The following is a 19049-nucleotide window of genomic DNA, read 5'->3' on the forward strand; positions in this document are numbered from 1 at the left end:
TCATTTTTGTTTGTTGAGTCATGTTGTTTATGATAGTTTGCTATAATTAGGGCTATGAATGTTCAGAACAACGGAGGAACCAATGAAAAAGCAGGATTATCAATTAACGATCCCGGCAGAAATCGGGGAACATTTTCAACTTAAAGATCAGGATTCAGCAAAATTGATTGTTAAACGGGGCCGGTTGGTCGTACAGTTCGAGGATTCACACCTGAATATTTTTCAAAAGCGCGTGTGGTTGTGGCCGGTGATGTTGGCCTTGGTTGCAAGCATTGGTTATTATATTTATTGTTTAACACAAAACATTAAGTCCGTGGAACTGAGTGGTGACAGTTCACTAGCGACAGCGATTATTGTCATCGGCGTGGTGATGGGAATGTTACTATTTGCGGGTTTCTTTATCCACGATAGAAATAATCCGCATAATCATTTCAGTAAAAATATTTATTGGCGAAACTTTCCGGTGATTGTATTATCTTTTACTTTGATCTTAGCGCTCATTCTAATTGGCGCGATGTGGTTACTGGGGGTCATTTTTAACGGCGCCAGGTTTGATTTCTTCACCGCTAGTATCATCTTATTTGTTTTTTGCGTGGTGGCGAACTTTGCCATGGTTTACGTTTCACTAATTGTGGATGCCAGTCTCTTGTCAACGGTTTTGACGTTGGTGATTATTAGTGGTGTTGCGATTTCGATGGCCGTGAATAATCAGCGCTATTGGTGGCAACATAACTTGAGCTTTTTAGGAACCAAGAGTGCTTCCAGTGGCTGGGGATTTAACGCAACGCTGATTTTTGCGGCGCTGCTGATGATTGCGTTAGTCGACTATTTGTTTGTCAGCTTGCACAGCGCTTTTCCACAATCACGGCGACTCTTTGTGCTACGGGCCCTACTCACGGTTACGGCTGTCGACCTTGGCTTGGTCGGGGTCTTCCCGAACAATGCCTGGTCACATCAGGTCCACGATCAGTTTGCAATTATCTTGGTTTATTTGATTATTGCACTAATTGTCGGGATTCGCTGGCTGTTACCGAATGTCACCAAGGACTTTCTCTACTTATCTTATGGTGTGGGAGTTGCGTTAGTTGTGGCTGAAATTCTGTTTCAAGGGATCGGCTACTTTTCATTGACTGCTTTTGAGGTTGTCGGCTTTTTGATGGCATTTGGGTGGCTCCTGATGTTATTGGGTCGCATTGAAGCGCTGATTGATACTGGAATTGAAAGTAAGATTATCAAAAAATAAATCAGTTAGTCTAAAAGTAGGTACCAACAGGGCTTTGAATAATGATTGAAGAACCTAGACCAATTTACAAAAAATGAAAGCGCAAATAAAATCCTTGCAATCGTTTTCGCTCCCCGTTATACTAAGAAACTGTAAATAAGGATTGTTACCGCTAACACGTTAGTGGGCAAAACCTGATAATTTTGAAGACCGTGATATACTAGTAACTATCACTGGTCACAAAATTGTTGGGTTTTTAATTTTGGACCAAGAGTCGAGGGGTGTGAGGCATGCAAATTAAGAAAGTTTTCAATAATAATGTTTTGCTTGCTGAACAGCAGGGTCACGAAGTCGTCTTAATCGGCAAGGGTCTCGGTTTTCAGAAGAAAACAGGAGATTACGTTGATGAAAGCTTAGTGACGAAAACTTATACACCGACCGCTGACAATTGGCTGGCGAACTTTCAATCATTGATGAGCGATATTGAGCCTGAGTACTTCGAGCTAACGTCCGAAATTATTGAGTTGGCTGAAAAACAGCTCAATACCAAGTTTAACGGTTACTTGTTGATTTCTTTGACCGACCACATTCATTTTGCAGTCTATCGGCACCAACATCAGATGGATATTAAAAATGAAATTCTGTGGGAGATTAAACGAATCTATCACCAGGAATACGAAGTGGGTCGGCAAGCTTTAGCGCTAATTTCGAACCGGTTCGATGTTCAATTACCGGATGATGAAGCTGGGTTCATTGCGATGAAATTCGTAGAGAACAGCATGTCGGATTCCAATGGGGATCAAACCGTGGCGATGACAAAATTGATCAATGACATCTTGAATATTGTGAAGTATCAATTGTCATTGACCATGAGCGAAGATAGCTTAAGCTTGCAACGTTTCTTAGTCCATTTACGATTCTTTGCCGAACGGTTAACGTTGAAACAAGCGGATAAGTCGGCCGGCACAGAGGATGAATTCTTATTTGAACACGTGTCACAGAAATATCCACAAGCCTTCGCGTGTGTGACAAAAATTGTGGCTTTCATTCAGAAAACGACGGCGCAACCGGTGTCAATGAATGAACAAATTTATTTAACGATTCATATTCAACGTATGTTGAACGAAGCACAATAATTATAGCGGGATTGTAACTATTCAATTAGGCAAAACCCAAGTGATTCACTAAACGTCTATCATGGCGATTAGTGGGTGACTTGGGTTTTTAGTTTTTTAGGAGGAAGAGAGTATGGATAACGAAGCACTCGCCCAACAGATTTTAACTGGTATCGGCGGCAAGGAAAATATTGTAAAAGCTTGGCATTGTGCCACTCGGCTACGCTTTAACTTGAAAGCGGTTGATAAAGCCGATACAGAAGCGATTAATAATTTAGATGGTGTCATTACCGTCGTTCAAAGTGCGGGCCAATATCAAGTCGTTATTGGTAATTCGGTGGCAAAAGTCTATGATGCTTTGGCAGATCTGGCTGGTTTAGCCAATGATGATGCCCAAACCACGCCAGTTGAAGACGAGGGTGAAAAACAGAATATCGTCAACCGGTTTATTGCCTTTATTTCTGGGATTTTTACGCCATTCTTAGGTGCCTTAGCGGGTGCCGGGATTTTGAAAGGATTACTTGCTTTAGCAGTGGCCTTGAACTGGTTGTCTGCCAATAGTGGTGCGTACAAGATTTGGTATGCCGCTGGGGACGCCATCTTCTATTTCTTACCAATTTTCTTAGCCTTTACCGCTGCCAAACAGTTGCACGTCAATCAATTTGTCAGCGTGTCACTAGGGGCCGCGTTACTTTACCCGACGCTAGTTGCCGTGATGTCAAAATCAGCGACGATGCATTTCTTCGGAATTCCAGTGGTGCCAACGACTTATACGTCAACTGTGATTCCAATTCTGTTGGCTGTTTGGGTCTTGTCATATCTGGAACCATTATTTGATAAATTATTCCCCGAAGCTATTCGGAATATCTTTACACCTTTATTGTCACTGATCGTGATGGTGCCATTGACCATGATGGTTGTGGGGCCAATTGGTGGAGCTATTAGTAATGCGTTAGCCAATGGGATGATGGCCGTTTATAACTTCTTACCAATTGGTGCCGGTTTGATCATGGGGGCTTTCTGGCAAGTCTTCGTTATCTTCGGGGTTCATTGGACGTTTGTGCCATTGATGATGAACAATATTGCAAAGATGGGTTATGATCCATTGTTGCCAATCTTAAGTGCTGCCGTGTTATCACAAGCTGGTGCGGCTTTAGGCGTTTTCTTGAAATCTAAAGATGCCAAGATGAAAGCATTAGCGGGGTCATCTGTCATTACAGCGTTCTTCGGGATTACTGAACCAACTATTTACGGGGTAACCTTGAAACTCAAACGACCATTCTACTGTGCCGTTGCCGGTGGTGCTGTTGGTGGTGCCATTGCTGGGGCATTCCAAGTACATGCCAGTTCATTTACGTTACCTAGTTTGTTGGCCTTGCCGACTTATTTAGGTCAAGGTTTTGTTGGTGAGTTAATTGGATTAGCGGTCGCCTTTGTAGGTGCGGCTGTCTTAACGTACTTCTTCGGTGTAACCAACGAAGCACCGACTGAAACTAAGCGTAATGAAACAACGACTGAAATTAGTGCTGATACCATTATGGCACCAGTTGAAGGCACCATTATTCCATTGACCAGTGTCAAAGATGAAGTTTTTGCTTCTGAAGCCATGGGTAAAGGGTTAGCGATTGTGCCAACCAATGGTGAAGTTAAGTCACCAGTGACTGGGACGGTCAGTGCTGTTTATCCGACTGGTCATGCGATTGGGATTACCGCCGATAATGGCGCTGAAATCTTGATTCATATTGGGATTGATACCGTTCAATTAAACGGTAAGTATTTTGAAACGTTAGTTAAGCAAAATGCGCACGTTAACCAAGGCGATGTCGTCACAAAATTTGATGCTGATAAAATTAAAGCTGCGGGTTACGATACCACTGTCATGGTCATTGTTACGAATACGAACAGCTATGGCGCGGTTAAGCCAACCGATGCGACTGAAGCTAACGGTAACTGGTTATTACAGCTGCAACCAAAGTCAGCTGAAGCAAGCACTAAGGAAGGAGTAACGGCATAATGTATCAAACAACTTATCCAAAGGGATTTCCCAAAGATTTCTTGTGGGGTGGTGCGACCGCGGCCAACCAAGTCGAAGGGGCTTGGAATGTTGATGGTAAAGGTGTGACGACCGCAGAAGTCGTTGAAAAAGCCACCGATCGTAAGAAGATGTCAATGGACGCGGTCACGACAGAATCAATCAAAGCCGCGGTTGCCGATCCAACCGATACGCGTTATCCCAAACGGCGGGGTGTTGATTTTTATCATCACTACAAGGAAGATATTAAGCTCTTTGCTGAAATGGGCTTCAAGGTTTATCGTTTTTCAATTGCCTGGTCACGAATCTTTCCACAAGGTGATGAACAACAGCCAAATGAAGCTGGCTTAGCTTTCTACGATCGCGTTATTGATGAATTACACAAGTATGGGATTAAGCCATTAGTCACATTGTCTCATTATGAAATGCCGATTAATTTGACGTTGACTCAAAATGGTTGGGCCAGCCGGGCAACCATCGCCGCATTCAATCATTTTACTGAAACGGTGTTCAAACGCTACAAGGGAAAAGTGCCCTATTGGTTGACCTTTAACGAAATTAATACCGGAACCTGGGGCTTCCATGAAACAGGTGCAATTGATACGGCAATGTCCAAACATTACCAAATGCAGATTCGCTACCAAGCGCTACACCATCAATTTGTCGCGAGTGCAATTGCGACGAAGCAGTTACATGAAATTGATCCAGCGGCCAAGATTGGGTCGATGTTAGCGCGGATGCAGACTTATCCGGGCACGCCTAATCCGGTTGATGTGCAAGCTGCCCAGCTGGAAGACGAAAAAAACTTATTCTTCACAGACGTTCAAGCGCGTGGCGAGTATCCGGAAGTCATGAACCGTTTCTTTGCCGATAATGACATTGAAATTAAGATGGCGCCGGATGACCAAGCGATTTTAGCCAAATATCCAGTCGACTTTATCAGTTTTAGTTATTACATGACGACCGTCACGAAAGCTGATGCTGGTGAACAGGTCAATGGGAATATGGCCACCGGTGGTCGAAATCCTTATTTGGAAGAATCCGACTGGGGCTGGCAAATTGATCCAGTTGGCCTGCGAATCACATTGGATGAAATGTGGGATCGTTATCGTAAACCACTTTTCGTCGTTGAAAATGGGTTAGGGGCGGTTGATCAATTAACCGCTGATCACCAAGTTCACGATGATTATCGAATCGACTATTTACGCAAACACATTATCCAAATGCGTGAAGCCGTGTCTGATGGGGTTCAACTCATGGGTTACACCATGTGGGGACCAATTGATTTGATTAGCTTCTCGACCTCAGAAATGTCGAAACGCTATGGCTTTATTTATGTTGATCAAGACGATGCCGGTAAAGGTAGCTTAGAACGGATTAAAAAGGATTCGTTTTACTGGTATCAAAAAGTTATTAAAACTAATGGAGATGATTTAGCTTAAACCCTACCCATGGTTATCTGCCGCCATAATTGTGGGCCCTTGTAAGCCAATATATAAAATCCTGCCAACTAATTGCTGGCAGGATTTTTGTGTTTAACGATAAGCATATTCGGGAGCATCTGTCGAACTTTCATCGCGGCATGTTCGGTGTTTAGTGTTTGGATGATCGTCTCTAAGTCAGTTGTTTCGGTCATATCATCGCGAAAGGAGTGCACGATGAAACTGTGATAGATCACTTGTCCCGTTGCGGATAAGTAAAACCAGTTCGGCTGGACAAGCTTAGCATCTTTTTTAATTGCCATATCTGGCCAAACAAGAACTTTGATGCCGTTATCGATAGGATATTGGTCAAGTTGCCAGCCGAGATCAAAGTTAGACACTTCTTGCCAGCGTTGGATTTTACTGTGCTTAATTGCGTAGTAGACGATACTACAGTCTGTTAGCTTGGAATTGTGATTCAGTTCCGCTTTAGTGAGTGGCTGGTAACTAGGTTTCGGTTTGAGCTTTGTCTGATTAACGGTCGCTTTTGGGGTCGGTTGTGAGTGCAAGGCGAACCAACTGCCGCCAATCGCGAGAATAATTAGTATTGGTAGTAAAAATAGGATAATTTTCTTCATGACTTAAAAGACTTCCTTTAATTTGTAAAAAATAAATTGGATCGTATTTGCCACTCTGGGTGATTCGAAATTAGCTGGAACGTGGTGGCCACGTTTGGAAGCCGAAGTGCGGTCTTCCAAGCCGGGCTTTTTCTAAGTCGGAAGTCCATCGACTAAGAAAAACGACACCACTGAGCCAATTTCGAATCACCCGACGTTTGGTATGTGTTCAATTTAGCCGATAGGTTGCTTGCAAAAATGCTCAGCCATGAAATTGGTCTTAGTGCGGGTGTTTTTCCCGGACTTAGACCAAGGTCAGTTTTAAAGACCGCCCTTTGGCGTTAAAATGACCCATGGCGTTCCAGCATTTTCGCAAGCAACCGGTAGTCGGCAAGCTAGCAAGTCTCAAGTAGACTTAATTAATTAAATTTAAGAGATATAATCACATAAATAAATTATAAATTTGTTATCAAATTTCAACGTCGTTATTTTTTGGCTTCGATATTATTAAAGATAACTGTTAATTTACCAAGAGTTGGGTAAATGACAACAATTCAGAAATGATGGGGCGAAATGATGGCTGAAAAAGAGAATAAGATTACGTTAACCGCGTTAGTCATGATGATATTTACGACGGTGTTTGGCTTTGCCAACAGTACAGTCGCATTCTATCTGATGGGCTACGCGTCGATTCTGTTTTATCTATTAGCGGCGGTGCTGTTCTTTATCCCGTTTGCCTTGATGATGGCAGAATATGGTGCTGCGGTCAAATCGGATGACGGTAGTGGGATGTATCAGTGGTTACAGGTGAGCGTGAACGCGAAGTTTGCATTTGTTGGGACATTTATGTGGTTTGCTTCCTATATCATCTGGTTGGTCTCAACTTCGGCGAAAGTCTGGATCCCATTTACAACGACCTTTTTTGGAAGTGATCAAACGCAGAAGTTTGCGATGTTTGGTCTAAATGCAACACAAGTTATTGGGATCTTGTCCTGTTTATGGATGGTGTTAGTCACTGTGGTCTCCATCAAAGGGGTCAAGGGGATTGTCCGGATTACTAGTCTGGGCGGCTTGGCCGTCACAAGTTTGAATGCGATTCTGTTAGTGGTTTCTGGGATCGTGCTGGCATTAAACCATGGGCAGTTGGCACAACCATTTGTCCATGCGTTGCATTCACCAAATCCTGATTATCAAGCTCCAGTTGGTTTAATGAGCTTTGCTGTCTTTGCAATTTTTGCTTACGGCGGTTTGGAAGTTTTAGGTGGGATGGTCGATAAGACAAAAAATCCCGAAAAGACTTTTCCACGCGGTATTATGATTTCCGCGGTTATTATTACCCTCGGCTATGCCTTGGGGATTCTCTGCTGGGGATTTAGTACGAACTGGGATGCAGTTTTATCTGATCCTTCTACTAATATGGGTAATATTAGTTACGTCATGATGAAAAATTTAGGCTATGTTTTAGGGCAGTCGCTAGGATTGACAACGGCGACAAGCACTACGATTGGGCTATGGTTCGCACGGTACACTGGTTTAGGCATGTTCTTAGCGTATTCAGGGGCGTTCTTCACATTAACGTACTCACCTCTAAAAACCTTGATTTTAGGAACACCTAAGTCTTTATGGCCGAAAAAGTTCACCAAGTTGAATCAAAATGGTATGCCAAGCTATGCGATGATCGTGCAATGTGTGGTCGTGATCGTCATTATTTTACTAGCATCATTTGTCACGCCTAATGCATCAGCGTTTTATAATATTTTGACCTTAATGGCGAACGTTTCAATGACGTTACCGTACTTGTTCTTACTCTATGCCTTTCCAAAATTCAAAAAGAATAAAGCGATTCATAAACCGTTTGAAGTTTATAAGTCACAGACTTGGACAACCGTTATTAGTTGGGTCGTGTTTATGGTCGTCTTAGGGGCGAATATCTTCACGTTAATTCAACCAATTTTGGAACACGGTAAAGTTCAAAGTACAATTTGGATGCTGGTCGGCCCAGTTGTCTTCGGGTTGCTCGGTTGGATCTGGTATGAAGTACGGACACGTCAGCCTAAATAAAACTAAATATGCAATTGAGCTACTGAAAATTTCAGTGGCTCTTTTTTAATTCCGCCAGAAAAATTTTTGTTAGTTAACACTGGTAGCGAAAGGTTGACGGCCTATACTGTTTTTAGTATGGATATGACTATCGCTCGATCTAGTGACAGTATAACTGATTGTAATGTTTATCTTCTTTGACCGAAATGAAAAATCGCTATTTTTAAGGCGAAGTTTTTCATTTGAATTGATTTCAATAAAAAATATTAATATAGAAATTAATTTTTTAGAAAATTAAAATAACTAGCACCCAATATATTCCAGAACTTGATTTAACCTTTACAAGCTACAAACGCCTACACGTCGGCGTTTGTAGCTTGAACTGATTCGGTGCAAGGCCTACACTATTAACGATGAATAAAATTAATTGATTCTAAATAGTTAGTCTATGTAATCCGTGAGACAGTCGTACCTTTGGCCCAGCCTGACGAATTGTCAATAATGAGGGGCAATCGAGAATGAATAAAGAATCCGTAAATAATCAAAAAATGCACTACAAAATGTATAAAAAAGGTCGTTTCTGGTTATTCGCCGGCGTGTTAGTCATGACAACTTGGCAAGGGAGCCAAGTAATTGCACATGCTGATGAAACGACAACCACTAATGCTAGTGATGAAAGCAGCTCAGTGACAAGTAGTGCGGCTAAGTTGACGGACAAAGCTGTCGCATTAAGCAGTAGTTCTGATAGTTCAAAAACGGCTACAAGTGCAACTTCGACTAGCAATAGTGATGAAATTAGTACTAGTTCTACTAGTGCTAGTACCGACAAAACTGATACTTCTGATAGCGAAACAACTGAAACCGGCAGTAAAACTGCCAAAAGTAGTGCGGTAACTACTGATTCGACGAGTGCTAGCGATACAGGTAATACTGGTACTAAGACGACGGCGACGGGTGACTCAAAAGTAACAACTGATAGCGTGACAGCAACGAATCATTCGACTGAGCCAACAACGATAAGTTCAGCAACAAAACAAACCAGCAATCAAACGGCACCACAAGCAACGACCGCAGCATCATCAGCGACAGTTTCAGAACCAACGACCACAATTGAAGCTGCTCCTGACGAAAATTTGACCTCTGAAAGTAACGATATCGACCCAGTTTTGGCTGATATGAAGGTTACAACGCCTGCGACGAGTACTGAAAAACAAGTGACTAGCAATCGGGCCATGTTATTGCGCGCCGCGGTAGCCGCTGCCGATATTGCAAGCGGAACTGATTGGAATATTGATAGTGCCGGGGTATTACACCTTAATACCGGCGTGTTGACCAGTAGCACATCTTCTGCATTAAACACGGCTTGGGCTCCGTATGCTTCACAGATCAAGTCGATTTCAATTGATAGTGCGGTGGATGCTGGGACCAATACCGCCAATTTGTTCAAGGGACTAAATCAGGTTACAACGATTAGTGGTTTAGATCAGTTGGACACGAGCAAAGTGACCAACTTTGGCGATATGTTTTTCCAGATGACTAGTTTGACTAGCCTGGATTTATCGAGTTTTAATACCGACAAATTGACTAATGCAGCCCAAATGTTCTTGGGCGATTCGAGTTTAACGAGCTTGAACGTGAGTGGCTGGAATACGAGCAAAGTAACTAACATGGGGAGAGCCTTTAACGGTCTTAAAGCGTTAACCAGCTTAGATCTTTCTAGTTGGGATACGAGTGCTGCGACGAATATGGTCTCGATATTTTACGGCGACAGTTCTTTAGCTAACCTGAACTTAACGGGTTGGAATACCTCAAATGTAACTGACCTGAGTGGGATGTTTGCTGGCGATAGCAGTTTGACCAGTTTGGACCTCAGTAGCTGGGATGTTAGCAAGGCGACGACTGTCACAAATATGTTCGGTGGTGATACTGCTCTGAAGACCCTGAATGTGTCAGGTTGGCAATTAAACGCCAACATTACGAGTTTGAAATCGTTTTTCCAAGGTTTGAAGAGCCTGACTGAATTAGACGCAGACGATTTTAACGCTGGTTCTGTGACTGATGTGACTAACCTATTCAACGGTGATACAGCATTAACGACTTTAAATGCTAACAATTGGGGGTTGGACGACGTTACGGATCTAACAAATCTATTTGCCGGTTTAGCTGCCTTAACCACTGTCAATGCTAAAAATTGGCAGGTGGGTAAAGTGACGAGTGTGATGCAATTGTTTTACAATGATTCCAAGCTAACAACTGCCGATCTCAGTGGCTGGGATACAGCTAGCTTGACTAATATGCGAGGGGCATTTAATCAAGATGCCAGCCTAACGAGTGCCAATCTTGCTAATTGGAATGTTAGCAAGGTTACCGATATGGGGTATCTTTTCCATCTAGACGGTGCCTTAACCGATTTGACACTGACAGGTTGGAATCCAAGTAGTTTGGCAAAAGCCGATGCAATGTTTGCTGAAGACGGTGGCTTGACTACTATTGACACGACAAATTGGAATTTGAGTCAGTTACAAAATGCGGATGATATGTTCGCTAACATGACAGCTCTTAAGAACATTGATACGACAGCTTGGAAGTTGACTAAGCTAACGACGGCTAATGATATGTTCTTTGGTGATACTAGTTTGACCGCTCTAGATACCAGTAATTGGGGGCTAGCCAACTTACAAAATGCTTTTGCAATGTTTAATGGCGATAGCGCCTTGGTATCATTAGGAACGACGACCAACTGGAATCTTAATAATGTGACGGATTCGAGTTACATGTTTGCTGATGACCAATTACTTTCGAGTCTAGATACGACCAACTGGGGACTTTCTAAGGATACAAATACGAAGGAAATGTTCTCCTATGCTTCTTCACTTAAAGCTTTGAATACGACAAATTGGGATTTGAGTCAGTTACAAAATGCGGACGCTATGTTTGATAACGCGTCAAGTTTAGCAAATCTGAATACAACAGCTTGGAACTTGAGCAACTTACAGACGGCGGCTAATATGTTTGCTAACATGACAGCTCTTGAGAATCTTGATACGACAGCTTGGAAGCTGACTAAGTTAACAACTGCTAATGATATGTTCTATGGCGACACTAGTTTGACTGCCCTAGATACAAGCAATTGGGGGCTGGCCAACTTACAAAATGCCTTTGCAATGTTTAATGGCGACAGAGCCTTGGTATCATTGGGAACGACGACTAACTGGAATCTTAATAATGTGACGAATTCGGGTTATATGTTTGCTAATGACCAGTTACTTTCAAGTCTAGATACGACCAACTGGGGACTTTCTAAGGATGCAAATACGAAGGAAATGTTTTCCTATGTTTCTTCACTTAAAGCATTAGATACGACAAATTGGGATTTGAGCAAAGTCACCGATGCTAGTTTCATGTTTGAGCATGTTTCAGGGATTCAGACTCTTGATACGACCAATTGGCAGATTGGTGGTGCCATCAATGTTGCTGATATGTTTGCAAGAAATGCTAAACTTCAAAGTTTAGACCTCTCAAATTGGGATTTGACTAACGCGACCGATGTTACTGATATGTTGATAACGACACCGGCGTTACAGAATCTGAAGCTTGGCTCAAAGGTTCTCCTTGCAACGAACAGTGATGGTAGTGCGGTTCTTGGCGATGCGCCATTGAACGATACTTACACCGGCAAATGGATTAACAATGAAGGTCAGACCTTTACCGCCGCCGAGTTGATGGCCTTGTACAACGATACGTCGACCGCGGTTCCTGACACTTATGTTTGGCAAACAGATCAAACGGTTGTTACTGCCCATGATTCAGAGATTAATCAAAGTGGTCAAAATACTTGGAAGGCCGCCGATAACTTTGACACGGCAATGAATGCGGATGGTCAAACCCTCAAAGCAGCTGATATGACTGTCGATGGTAGTGTTGACACTACTACGCCAGGCCAATATACGGTGACTTATAGTTACTTGAATGCGGCTGGGAATGCCGTTAGTGCGGTGGCGAAAGTTACAGTCGTTGCAAGTCAAGTTTCTGTCGACGCACATGATACGACAATTATGCAGGGCCAAACTTGGTCAGCTGCAGATAACCTTGACAGTGCGACTGATTTCAACGGTAATGCGGTTGATTTCAAGAATGTGGCTGTGACTGGTGCGGATCAAGTTAAAACGCAAACACCAGGGACTTATGATGTGATCTATCGTTATACGGATGCCAACGGCAATATTGCCACTAAAGTCGTTATGATCACAGTTAAAGCCAGCCAAGTTTCAGTTGATGCCGATGATGCGACTGTTACACAAGGGCAAACTTGGAAGGCTGCGGATAGCTTTGTTGGCGCTACGGATGCTAAGGGTAATGCCGTTGATTTCAGCCAAGTGACTGTTACCGATGCAGACCAAGTCAACACGGCAGTTCCTGGAACTTATCAGGTGACCTATGGCTTTACTGATGCGTATGGAAATGCTGTTACAAAAGTTGTTACGATTACGGTTCAGCCCAAAGTTTCAGCCGGTGATAATACTAGTTCAAACACGGCTACTGGTAATTCTAGCCAAGCAGATACGATTGATCCAATGACTGCGGGCAAGCAGGTGGATGCAGAAGCAACTGCCAGAGAAATGGTGATGCCAAGTTCTCAAGCCGTTGCAACCACTAAGCCGATGGGTCAAACAACTAAATCAGCACCAAAAGCGGCCGCTGATCAAGCTAAGAAGTTGCCACAAACTAACGAAAGCTCAGCGGATGGTGCCGTTATCTTAGGTGCAATTGTGTTGGGAATGACCGGGCTATTCAGTTTCTTCAACAAGAAACGCCGGACTGGTAAATAAAAACGAGTTAAGATGTCACTTCTGAATTTTGGAAGTGACATCTTTTTTTCTGGAGCGGCTTTAGTAAGTAAAACTTAAAATTATTCAAAAAATAACGGATATAGTTAAACGCGTTGACTATTACGAGAGGTTATTCTTCTTGACTAACTTAATTGCGTATAACTAATCATAATGTTTATCAAAGTTTACAAAAACAAAACAAGCGAGTTTTTGAGCTGTTTTTTTAATAAGTTGAAGAATATCGATAACAAATATTAATGGTTGCATTACAGCAAACTAAAGTTATGCTCTCACTAAACCAAACTGTTGCAGGAACATATAGGAATTAAAGCACTACAAACCCCGCCACTAAAGGATTCTTGTATTTGCATCTCCTTGGTTTAGTAGGTACACTATCAATGACGATAAAAGTAAATGCCGTGTAGTCAAAAAAATAAATCCGCTAATAATTTTTCATGGGGTAGCGGTAGGGAGTGTTTTGATCATGAGTAATAAGAAGCAGTTAACTTTATCAGGAACTCAGAAAGAACATTATAAGATGTATAAGAAAGGTCGCTTCTGGTTATTTGCTGGGGTCTTAGTCATGACAACTTGGCAAGGTAATCAGGTTGTTTCGCATGCTGCTGAAACAGCGTCCACAGATACCGCCGAGCAGACGCCTGCAGTAACAACGGTTCCGACGCAGTTAACCAGTAAGACAGTGACTTTAGGAGTGGAAACGACTAGTTCAGTTAAAAGTGAAAGCGATTCCGCACTCAACGATAGTTCTGCAACTAGTACTGAAGCAACGAGCACTTCGACAGCAAGTGACAAGGTTTCAAGCGCTAGTTCAAGTACAACGAGTGTGGCAACTAGTAGTACTAGCGCTTCTACTAAAGAAAGTCAGACCAGTCAGTCGGCCGGTTCAGCGATGAGCACTTCATCGACTGCAACGAGTGTGGCCAGCTCAGCCACCAAAGAAAATACCTCGGCCGTTAGTTCAAGTGTCGCAACGCCAACTGACCAAGAGAATAATAACTTGAAGAATGAATCAACTAAGTCTGATGAAACAGGCAATACACCAGTTCAATCAGGTCAGACGGTCACTGGTGATTTGACGACAACAGGTACAGTGACTGATGATGAAACTAGTGAATTAACCGCTGCTGAGAGTGCGACGGATCAGTTAGCGGTCGCTAAGACTGACGCAGTTGCACCGCAAACCGCGACTAAAGATCAACTGGTGACTAATCAGCGGATAATGATGATGCGGGCAGCCGCTGCTGATATTGCGGCAGGCGATGGCTGGAACATTGATAGTAACGGCGTGTTACATATTTTGAGTGGGGCGAATTTATCTAGCAATGTTGCGTTGAATGCGCTGTGGCTGGCTAATGCTAGTTCGATTACGTCGATTGTCTTTGATGGCCCCGTGACAGCTGGAACAAGTACTGGGACTCTGTTTAAAGGCTTAAATAAAGTTACCACGATTACCGGTATTGAAAATTTGGATACCAGTAAAACGACTAATTTTGGGTCTATGTTTTATGGAATGTCGAGTTTAACTAGCTTAGATTTGTCGAGTTTGAATACTAGTCAAGCCACTAATTTCGCTCAACTGGTCTATGGTGATAGCGCCTTAACCAGTCTCAACGTGAGCGGCCTGGATACTAGCCAAGTCACTAATATGGGTAGTGCTTTTAATGGCTTGAAGTCGTTGACTAGTTTGGATTTGTCTAGTTGGAATACCAGTGCTGTGACCACGACTAACTCAATGTTTAGTGGTGATACTGTCTTAACTGACTTGAACTTGACCGGCTGGAACACGAGCAATGTTAAGAATATGGGTGGGATGTTTTCTGGTGACTCAAGTCTGACCAGTCTGGATTTAAGTAGCTTCAACACTAATAACGTCACCGATATGAACACGATGTTTACTAACGATCAGCGGTTGCAAACGATTAATTTTGGCACTAACTGGAATACAGCGAATGTGACTAACATGGTTAACATGTTCAAAAATAATAGTGCCTTAACTAGCTTAGACTTGAGTGGCTGGAATATGAGTAAAGTCACTAATATTACCAGCATGTTTTTGAATGATACCGCTCTGAAATCACTAAATGTGAGTGGCTGGCAACTTAACTCAAGTATTACGAGTTTAGCATCATTCTTTGCTGGACTGACAAGTTTAACTGATTTTACGGCTGATAACTTTGATGCCAGTCATGTCACTGATATTACCAATCTATTTAATGGTGATAAGCAGTTGAAGACATTGAAAGCAGCTAATTGGGACCTGAGTAGTGTGAATGATTTGACTGCGATGTTCAAGCAGCTGACGGCATTGACGACAGTTGTGGCCCCTAACTGGAAGATTGGCCGAGTGACGAGTTTGTATCAAATGTTTATGATGGATGCCAACTTAACGACGGCGGATCTGAGTGGTTGGGAAACAGGTAGCGTGACAATGACCAGGGGGATGTTTTATCAGGACAGTAACCTCACCAATTTAAATTTGGCAAATTGGGATACGAGTCAGGTTACGGACATGCATCAGATGTTTACACAAAATACGGCTTTGACCCAGCTAGATCTTTCAAATTGGGATACGAGTAGCTTGGTTGATGCTGGTGGGATGTTCTATCAAGATAGTAATTTAGCAAACTTGGATGTGTCTGGTTGGAATACGGGCAATTTACAGCTTGCTGATGGTATGTTTAGTGGGATGACTAACTTAACCACTTTGGATGTGTCGAACTGGAATACGAGCAGTTTAACTGATGCAACCAATATGTTTAACCAGGATAAGAGTTTGGCAGTTTTAGATGTGTCCAATTGGGATACTAGTCAGGTCACAAGTATGCGGCAGATGTTTCCACAAATGACAGCCTTGACTAAGTTAGATGTTTCTAAGTGGGATACGAGCAGTTTAGTAGATGCCAGTGGGATGTTCTATGAAGATACTGGTCTGACAACATTGGATGTGTCCAAATGGAATACCAGTAATTTAAGTGATGCGGATGGCATATTTAGTAGCATGACAAACTTGACTAGTCTAGATGTGTCCAAATGGGATACAAGTAGCCTGGTTAGCGCGGGCGATATGTTCTTCCGAGACTTTGGTTTAACGACTTTAAATGTGTCCAATTGGGATGTCGGTAATCTCGTCAATGGATTCGCGATGTTTAATAATATTCCAAATGTGACGACGCTAGATGTTTCTAAGTGGCGACCAGTCAGTCTTCAAGATGCTAGCTTCATGTTCTCAATGGATTCCAGTGTAACTGAGTATGACCTGTCTCAATGGGGTTCTACTCAAATCACCACGATGGCGCATATGTTTGATCAGAACAGTGCGTTAACATCACTTGATCTATCCGGGATTGATATGTCCAACGTCACTGATGTTTACATGATGTTAGTTGCCGTGACCGCATTGAAAAAGTTAACGCTAGGTACTGAAAATAAGCTTGACGTCGCAGCGACGGGCGCATCGTTGCCTGAAATTCAGGTGACACCTGGGTATGGTGGCTACACTGGCTACTGGGTCGATACCAAGGGTAACATGTTCACGTCTAATCAATTAATGGCACAGTTTGACGGTGCGACTATGGCTGACACGTATGTTTGGCAAACTCGCCAAACAACTCTGAATGTCCATGATTCTACTGTTAACCAAACTGGAACGAATCAATGGCAACCATCAGATAACTTTACTGACGGGACGGATATTTATGGAAACGCGTTGACGAGTGCCGACGTTGTGATCAGCAATGGCGCTAGAGATGCGGTAACTCCTGGCGTAGATACAACGGTTCCAGGCATCTATACCGTGACCTATCACTATACGGATGCCGCTAAGTGTGAAGTTACGGCCAATGCGACTATTACAGTGGTTGCTAGCAAGGTGGCTGTCACGGCACATGATACCACAGTGACTCAAGGCCAGGATTGGACAGCAGCTGATAGCTTTGATCAGGCAGTCGATTTTGATGGGCAACCTGCTGATTTTAAGGACGTGACAGTAACTGGTGCCGATGCAGTCAACACAAAGGTTCCTGGTGATTACCAAGTGACTTACAGTTATACGGATGCGAATGGTAATAGTGCTGAGAAGACAATCACGGTGACGGTCATCAAGTCAGAAGTTGCGGTTGATGCAAGCGACGCGACGATTATGCAGGGTCAAGCTTGGACGGCAGCGAATAGTTTTAAAGGTGCCACAGACGCTGCCGGTAATGCGGTTGATTTCAAAGATGTGACGGTAACTGGCGCCGATGCAGTCAACACGAAAGTTCCTGGCGAGTACCAAGTGACTTATAGTTATATTGATGCGTATGGGAACAGTGCTGAGAAGACGATTACGGTGACTGTTAACGCCAGCCAATTCGGGTTGGATGTTAAAGACATGACTGTTCAACAAGGATCACAATGGCAAGCGGCGGATAGTTTTGTGAACGCTACTGATGAGAATGGACAACCAGTTGATTTTGCCAATGTGACAGTTACTGGTGCTGATGCCGTTGATACGACCACGCCGGGGAGTTACCAAGTCACTTACAGTTACACGGATGGTTTTGGTAATACGATTACTAAGACTATCACAGTTACTGTAACGGCTACGCCAGATACCGGTGATGGCGGTGGTGATATCACCACGACTGATCCTGATGAAATTGATCCCGATACAGATAACGGGACAGCTGGTGGTGACACGAACGGGTCCAATGGCAATAGTAACGGCCAAGCGGATACGATTACGACCGCTGATCCAAAAGGGTCTCAGAGTGGCACCAAGGTCGTCCCAACAGTTGCCACGACTAAGACCGAGATGCACGCCTTAGTACCGAAGTCAGGGACGAATAAAGCTACTACTTTGCCACAGACTGATGAACAGACAACAAGAGGCGCAATTTTGTTAGGCATTACGTTGTTGGGTATGACCAGTGTGTTAGGGTTCTTTGGTAAGAAACGTCACACTGAAAAGTAATTAATTTTATTGAATTAAACGATACCACTTCTTGAATATAGGAGTGGTATTTTTTGTGTGGAGCGGCTCACGTTATGCAACTGTATCTATTAGGATATAGATAAGTGAATTCAATCGAATGTTATAAAATACGATTTAGCTCACCATTAATTTGGTGGGCTATTTATTTTTGTGAATTTTCTTGACCTGAAACCCGTTCGATGGGTTACAGTAAAGACGAATTAAGAAAGCGCTTAATCGATTGAAGAAACTGGTGGTCACCAGTAATTGAACCCTAACTTAATGGAGGTCTTTATAATGATGAAATTATTCCAACGCAAACACACACTTACTCTAGCAGTGCCAGTTAATGGTCTATATGTTGATTTACGCAAAGCTGGCGAAACTGCGGTGACGGCGGGCTTTGCCATCGAACCAATGGAAGGCGAAATTCATGCGCCCATTGCTGGTCAAGTGACCAAGGTTACGTCGCAAACGGTGACGATTGCCGCTGATTTTGGTTGCGAGTATTTGGTACAAATCGGCCAGCTTACAGATGATATAGCGTCGCAAAGTGTTAACTGGCAAGTCGCAGTCGGTGATGCGGTTGCACCAGATGTTATATTGGCAACTTTAGATATTGATGCGATCCATGCGGCTAACAAATCTGCATTGGTTACTTGCGGGTTGATTGGTAAACAAGCAGCAGATTTTGAAATTAGTCAAACTGGGTTAATTTCACAAGGTAAGGTATTAGCTACACTTAAAATTAAAGCTTAAAATGATTAAGTCGACGAGCTGGTCGGCTTTTTTGGCAAGTAA

At 43.0% G+C, this 19049-nt stretch carries 9 protein-coding genes; 8 read left to right on the forward strand and 1 reads right to left on the reverse strand.

All coding sequences use genetic code 11. From position 1 onward, the window contains the following. Nucleotides 1-82 precede the first annotated feature (82 nt). The 4 genes from FFM64_RS09075 to FFM64_RS09090 all read left to right on the forward strand — a co-directional run bounded on the left by FFM64_RS09075 (nt 83) and on the right by FFM64_RS09090 (nt 5811). Complete coding sequence (locus FFM64_RS09075; RefSeq protein WP_137607696.1) at nt 83-1243, forward strand: DUF998 domain-containing protein; 1161 nt, start codon at nt 83-85, stop codon at nt 1241-1243. Between the two features lie 269 nt (nt 1244-1512). Then, a complete protein-coding gene (licT, locus tag FFM64_RS09080; protein ID WP_137607697.1) occupies nt 1513-2358 on the forward strand; it encodes a BglG family transcription antiterminator LicT in 846 nt (281 codons plus the stop codon). A gap of 112 nt (nt 2359-2470) precedes the next feature. Further along, nucleotides 2471-4351 carry a beta-glucoside-specific PTS transporter subunit IIABC gene (locus tag FFM64_RS09085; RefSeq protein WP_137607698.1) on the forward strand — a complete coding sequence of 627 codons (1881 nt, stop codon included), beginning with the start codon at nt 2471-2473 and terminating at the stop codon, nt 4349-4351. Further along, on the forward strand, nt 4351-5811 hold the full coding sequence (locus tag FFM64_RS09090; RefSeq protein ID WP_137607699.1) for a glycoside hydrolase family 1 protein: 1461 nt from the start codon (nt 4351-4353) through the stop codon (nt 5809-5811). Before FFM64_RS09085 ends, FFM64_RS09090 begins: the two co-directional genes overlap by 1 nt. A 68-nt stretch (nt 5812-5879) precedes the next feature. On the opposite strand, the gene FFM64_RS09095 is transcribed toward FFM64_RS09090, so the two are convergent. Continuing rightward, on the reverse strand, nt 5880-6428 hold the full coding sequence (locus FFM64_RS09095; RefSeq protein WP_137607700.1) for a hypothetical protein: 549 nt from the start codon (nt 6426-6428) through the stop codon (nt 5880-5882). 555 nt (nt 6429-6983) lie between these two features. Here FFM64_RS09095 and yjeM point away from each other — a divergent pair. From yjeM to FFM64_RS09115, 4 genes are all read left to right on the forward strand, one after another. Next, nucleotides 6984-8468, forward strand: coding sequence for a glutamate/gamma-aminobutyrate family transporter YjeM (gene yjeM, locus FFM64_RS09100; protein WP_137607701.1), 1485 nt, complete (start codon nt 6984-6986; stop codon nt 8466-8468). 497 nt (nt 8469-8965) lie between these two features. After that, a complete protein-coding gene (locus FFM64_RS09105) occupies nt 8966-13276 on the forward strand; it encodes a BspA family leucine-rich repeat surface protein (protein ID WP_137607702.1) in 4311 nt (1436 codons plus the stop codon). A 484-nt stretch (nt 13277-13760) separates the two neighbouring features. Continuing rightward, nucleotides 13761-18248, forward strand: a complete 4488-nt coding sequence (locus tag FFM64_RS09110; protein WP_137607703.1) for a BspA family leucine-rich repeat surface protein — start codon at nt 13761-13763, stop codon at nt 18246-18248. 297 nt (nt 18249-18545) lie between these two features. After that, the gene (locus FFM64_RS09115) at nt 18546-19007 is read left to right on the forward strand and encodes a PTS glucose transporter subunit IIA (RefSeq protein ID WP_171000364.1); all 462 of its coding nucleotides are present in this window, start codon (nt 18546-18548) and stop codon (nt 19005-19007) included. Nucleotides 19008-19049: the final 42 nt, after the last annotated feature.

It is taken from the genome of Lactiplantibacillus daoliensis, from assembly GCF_005405005.1.
GTDB classification, from domain to species: Bacteria; Bacillota; Bacilli; order Lactobacillales; family Lactobacillaceae; genus Lactiplantibacillus; species Lactiplantibacillus daoliensis.

What these genes read in the sequence shown, in the direction of transcription:
- FFM64_RS09105 (WP_137607702.1), top strand. Translation starts at nt 8,966, where the DNA reads ATGAATAAAGAATCCGTAAATAATCAAAAAATGCACTACAAAATGTAT.
- FFM64_RS09085 (WP_137607698.1), top strand. Translation starts at nt 2,471, where the DNA reads ATGGATAACGAAGCACTCGCCCAACAGATTTTAACTGGTATCGGCGGC.
- FFM64_RS09075 (WP_137607696.1), top strand. Translation starts at nt 83, where the DNA reads ATGAAAAAGCAGGATTATCAATTAACGATCCCGGCAGAAATCGGGGAA.
- licT (WP_137607697.1), top strand. Translation starts at nt 1,513, where the DNA reads ATGCAAATTAAGAAAGTTTTCAATAATAATGTTTTGCTTGCTGAACAG.
- FFM64_RS09110 (WP_137607703.1), top strand. Translation starts at nt 13,761, where the DNA reads ATGAGTAATAAGAAGCAGTTAACTTTATCAGGAACTCAGAAAGAACAT.
- yjeM (WP_137607701.1), top strand. Translation starts at nt 6,984, where the DNA reads ATGGCTGAAAAAGAGAATAAGATTACGTTAACCGCGTTAGTCATGATG.
- FFM64_RS09090 (WP_137607699.1), top strand. Translation starts at nt 4,351, where the DNA reads ATGTATCAAACAACTTATCCAAAGGGATTTCCCAAAGATTTCTTGTGG.
- FFM64_RS09095 (WP_137607700.1), bottom strand. Translation starts at nt 6,428, where the DNA reads ATGAAGAAAATTATCCTATTTTTACTACCAATACTAATTATTCTCGCG.
- FFM64_RS09115 (WP_171000364.1), top strand. Translation starts at nt 18,546, where the DNA reads ATGATGAAATTATTCCAACGCAAACACACACTTACTCTAGCAGTGCCA.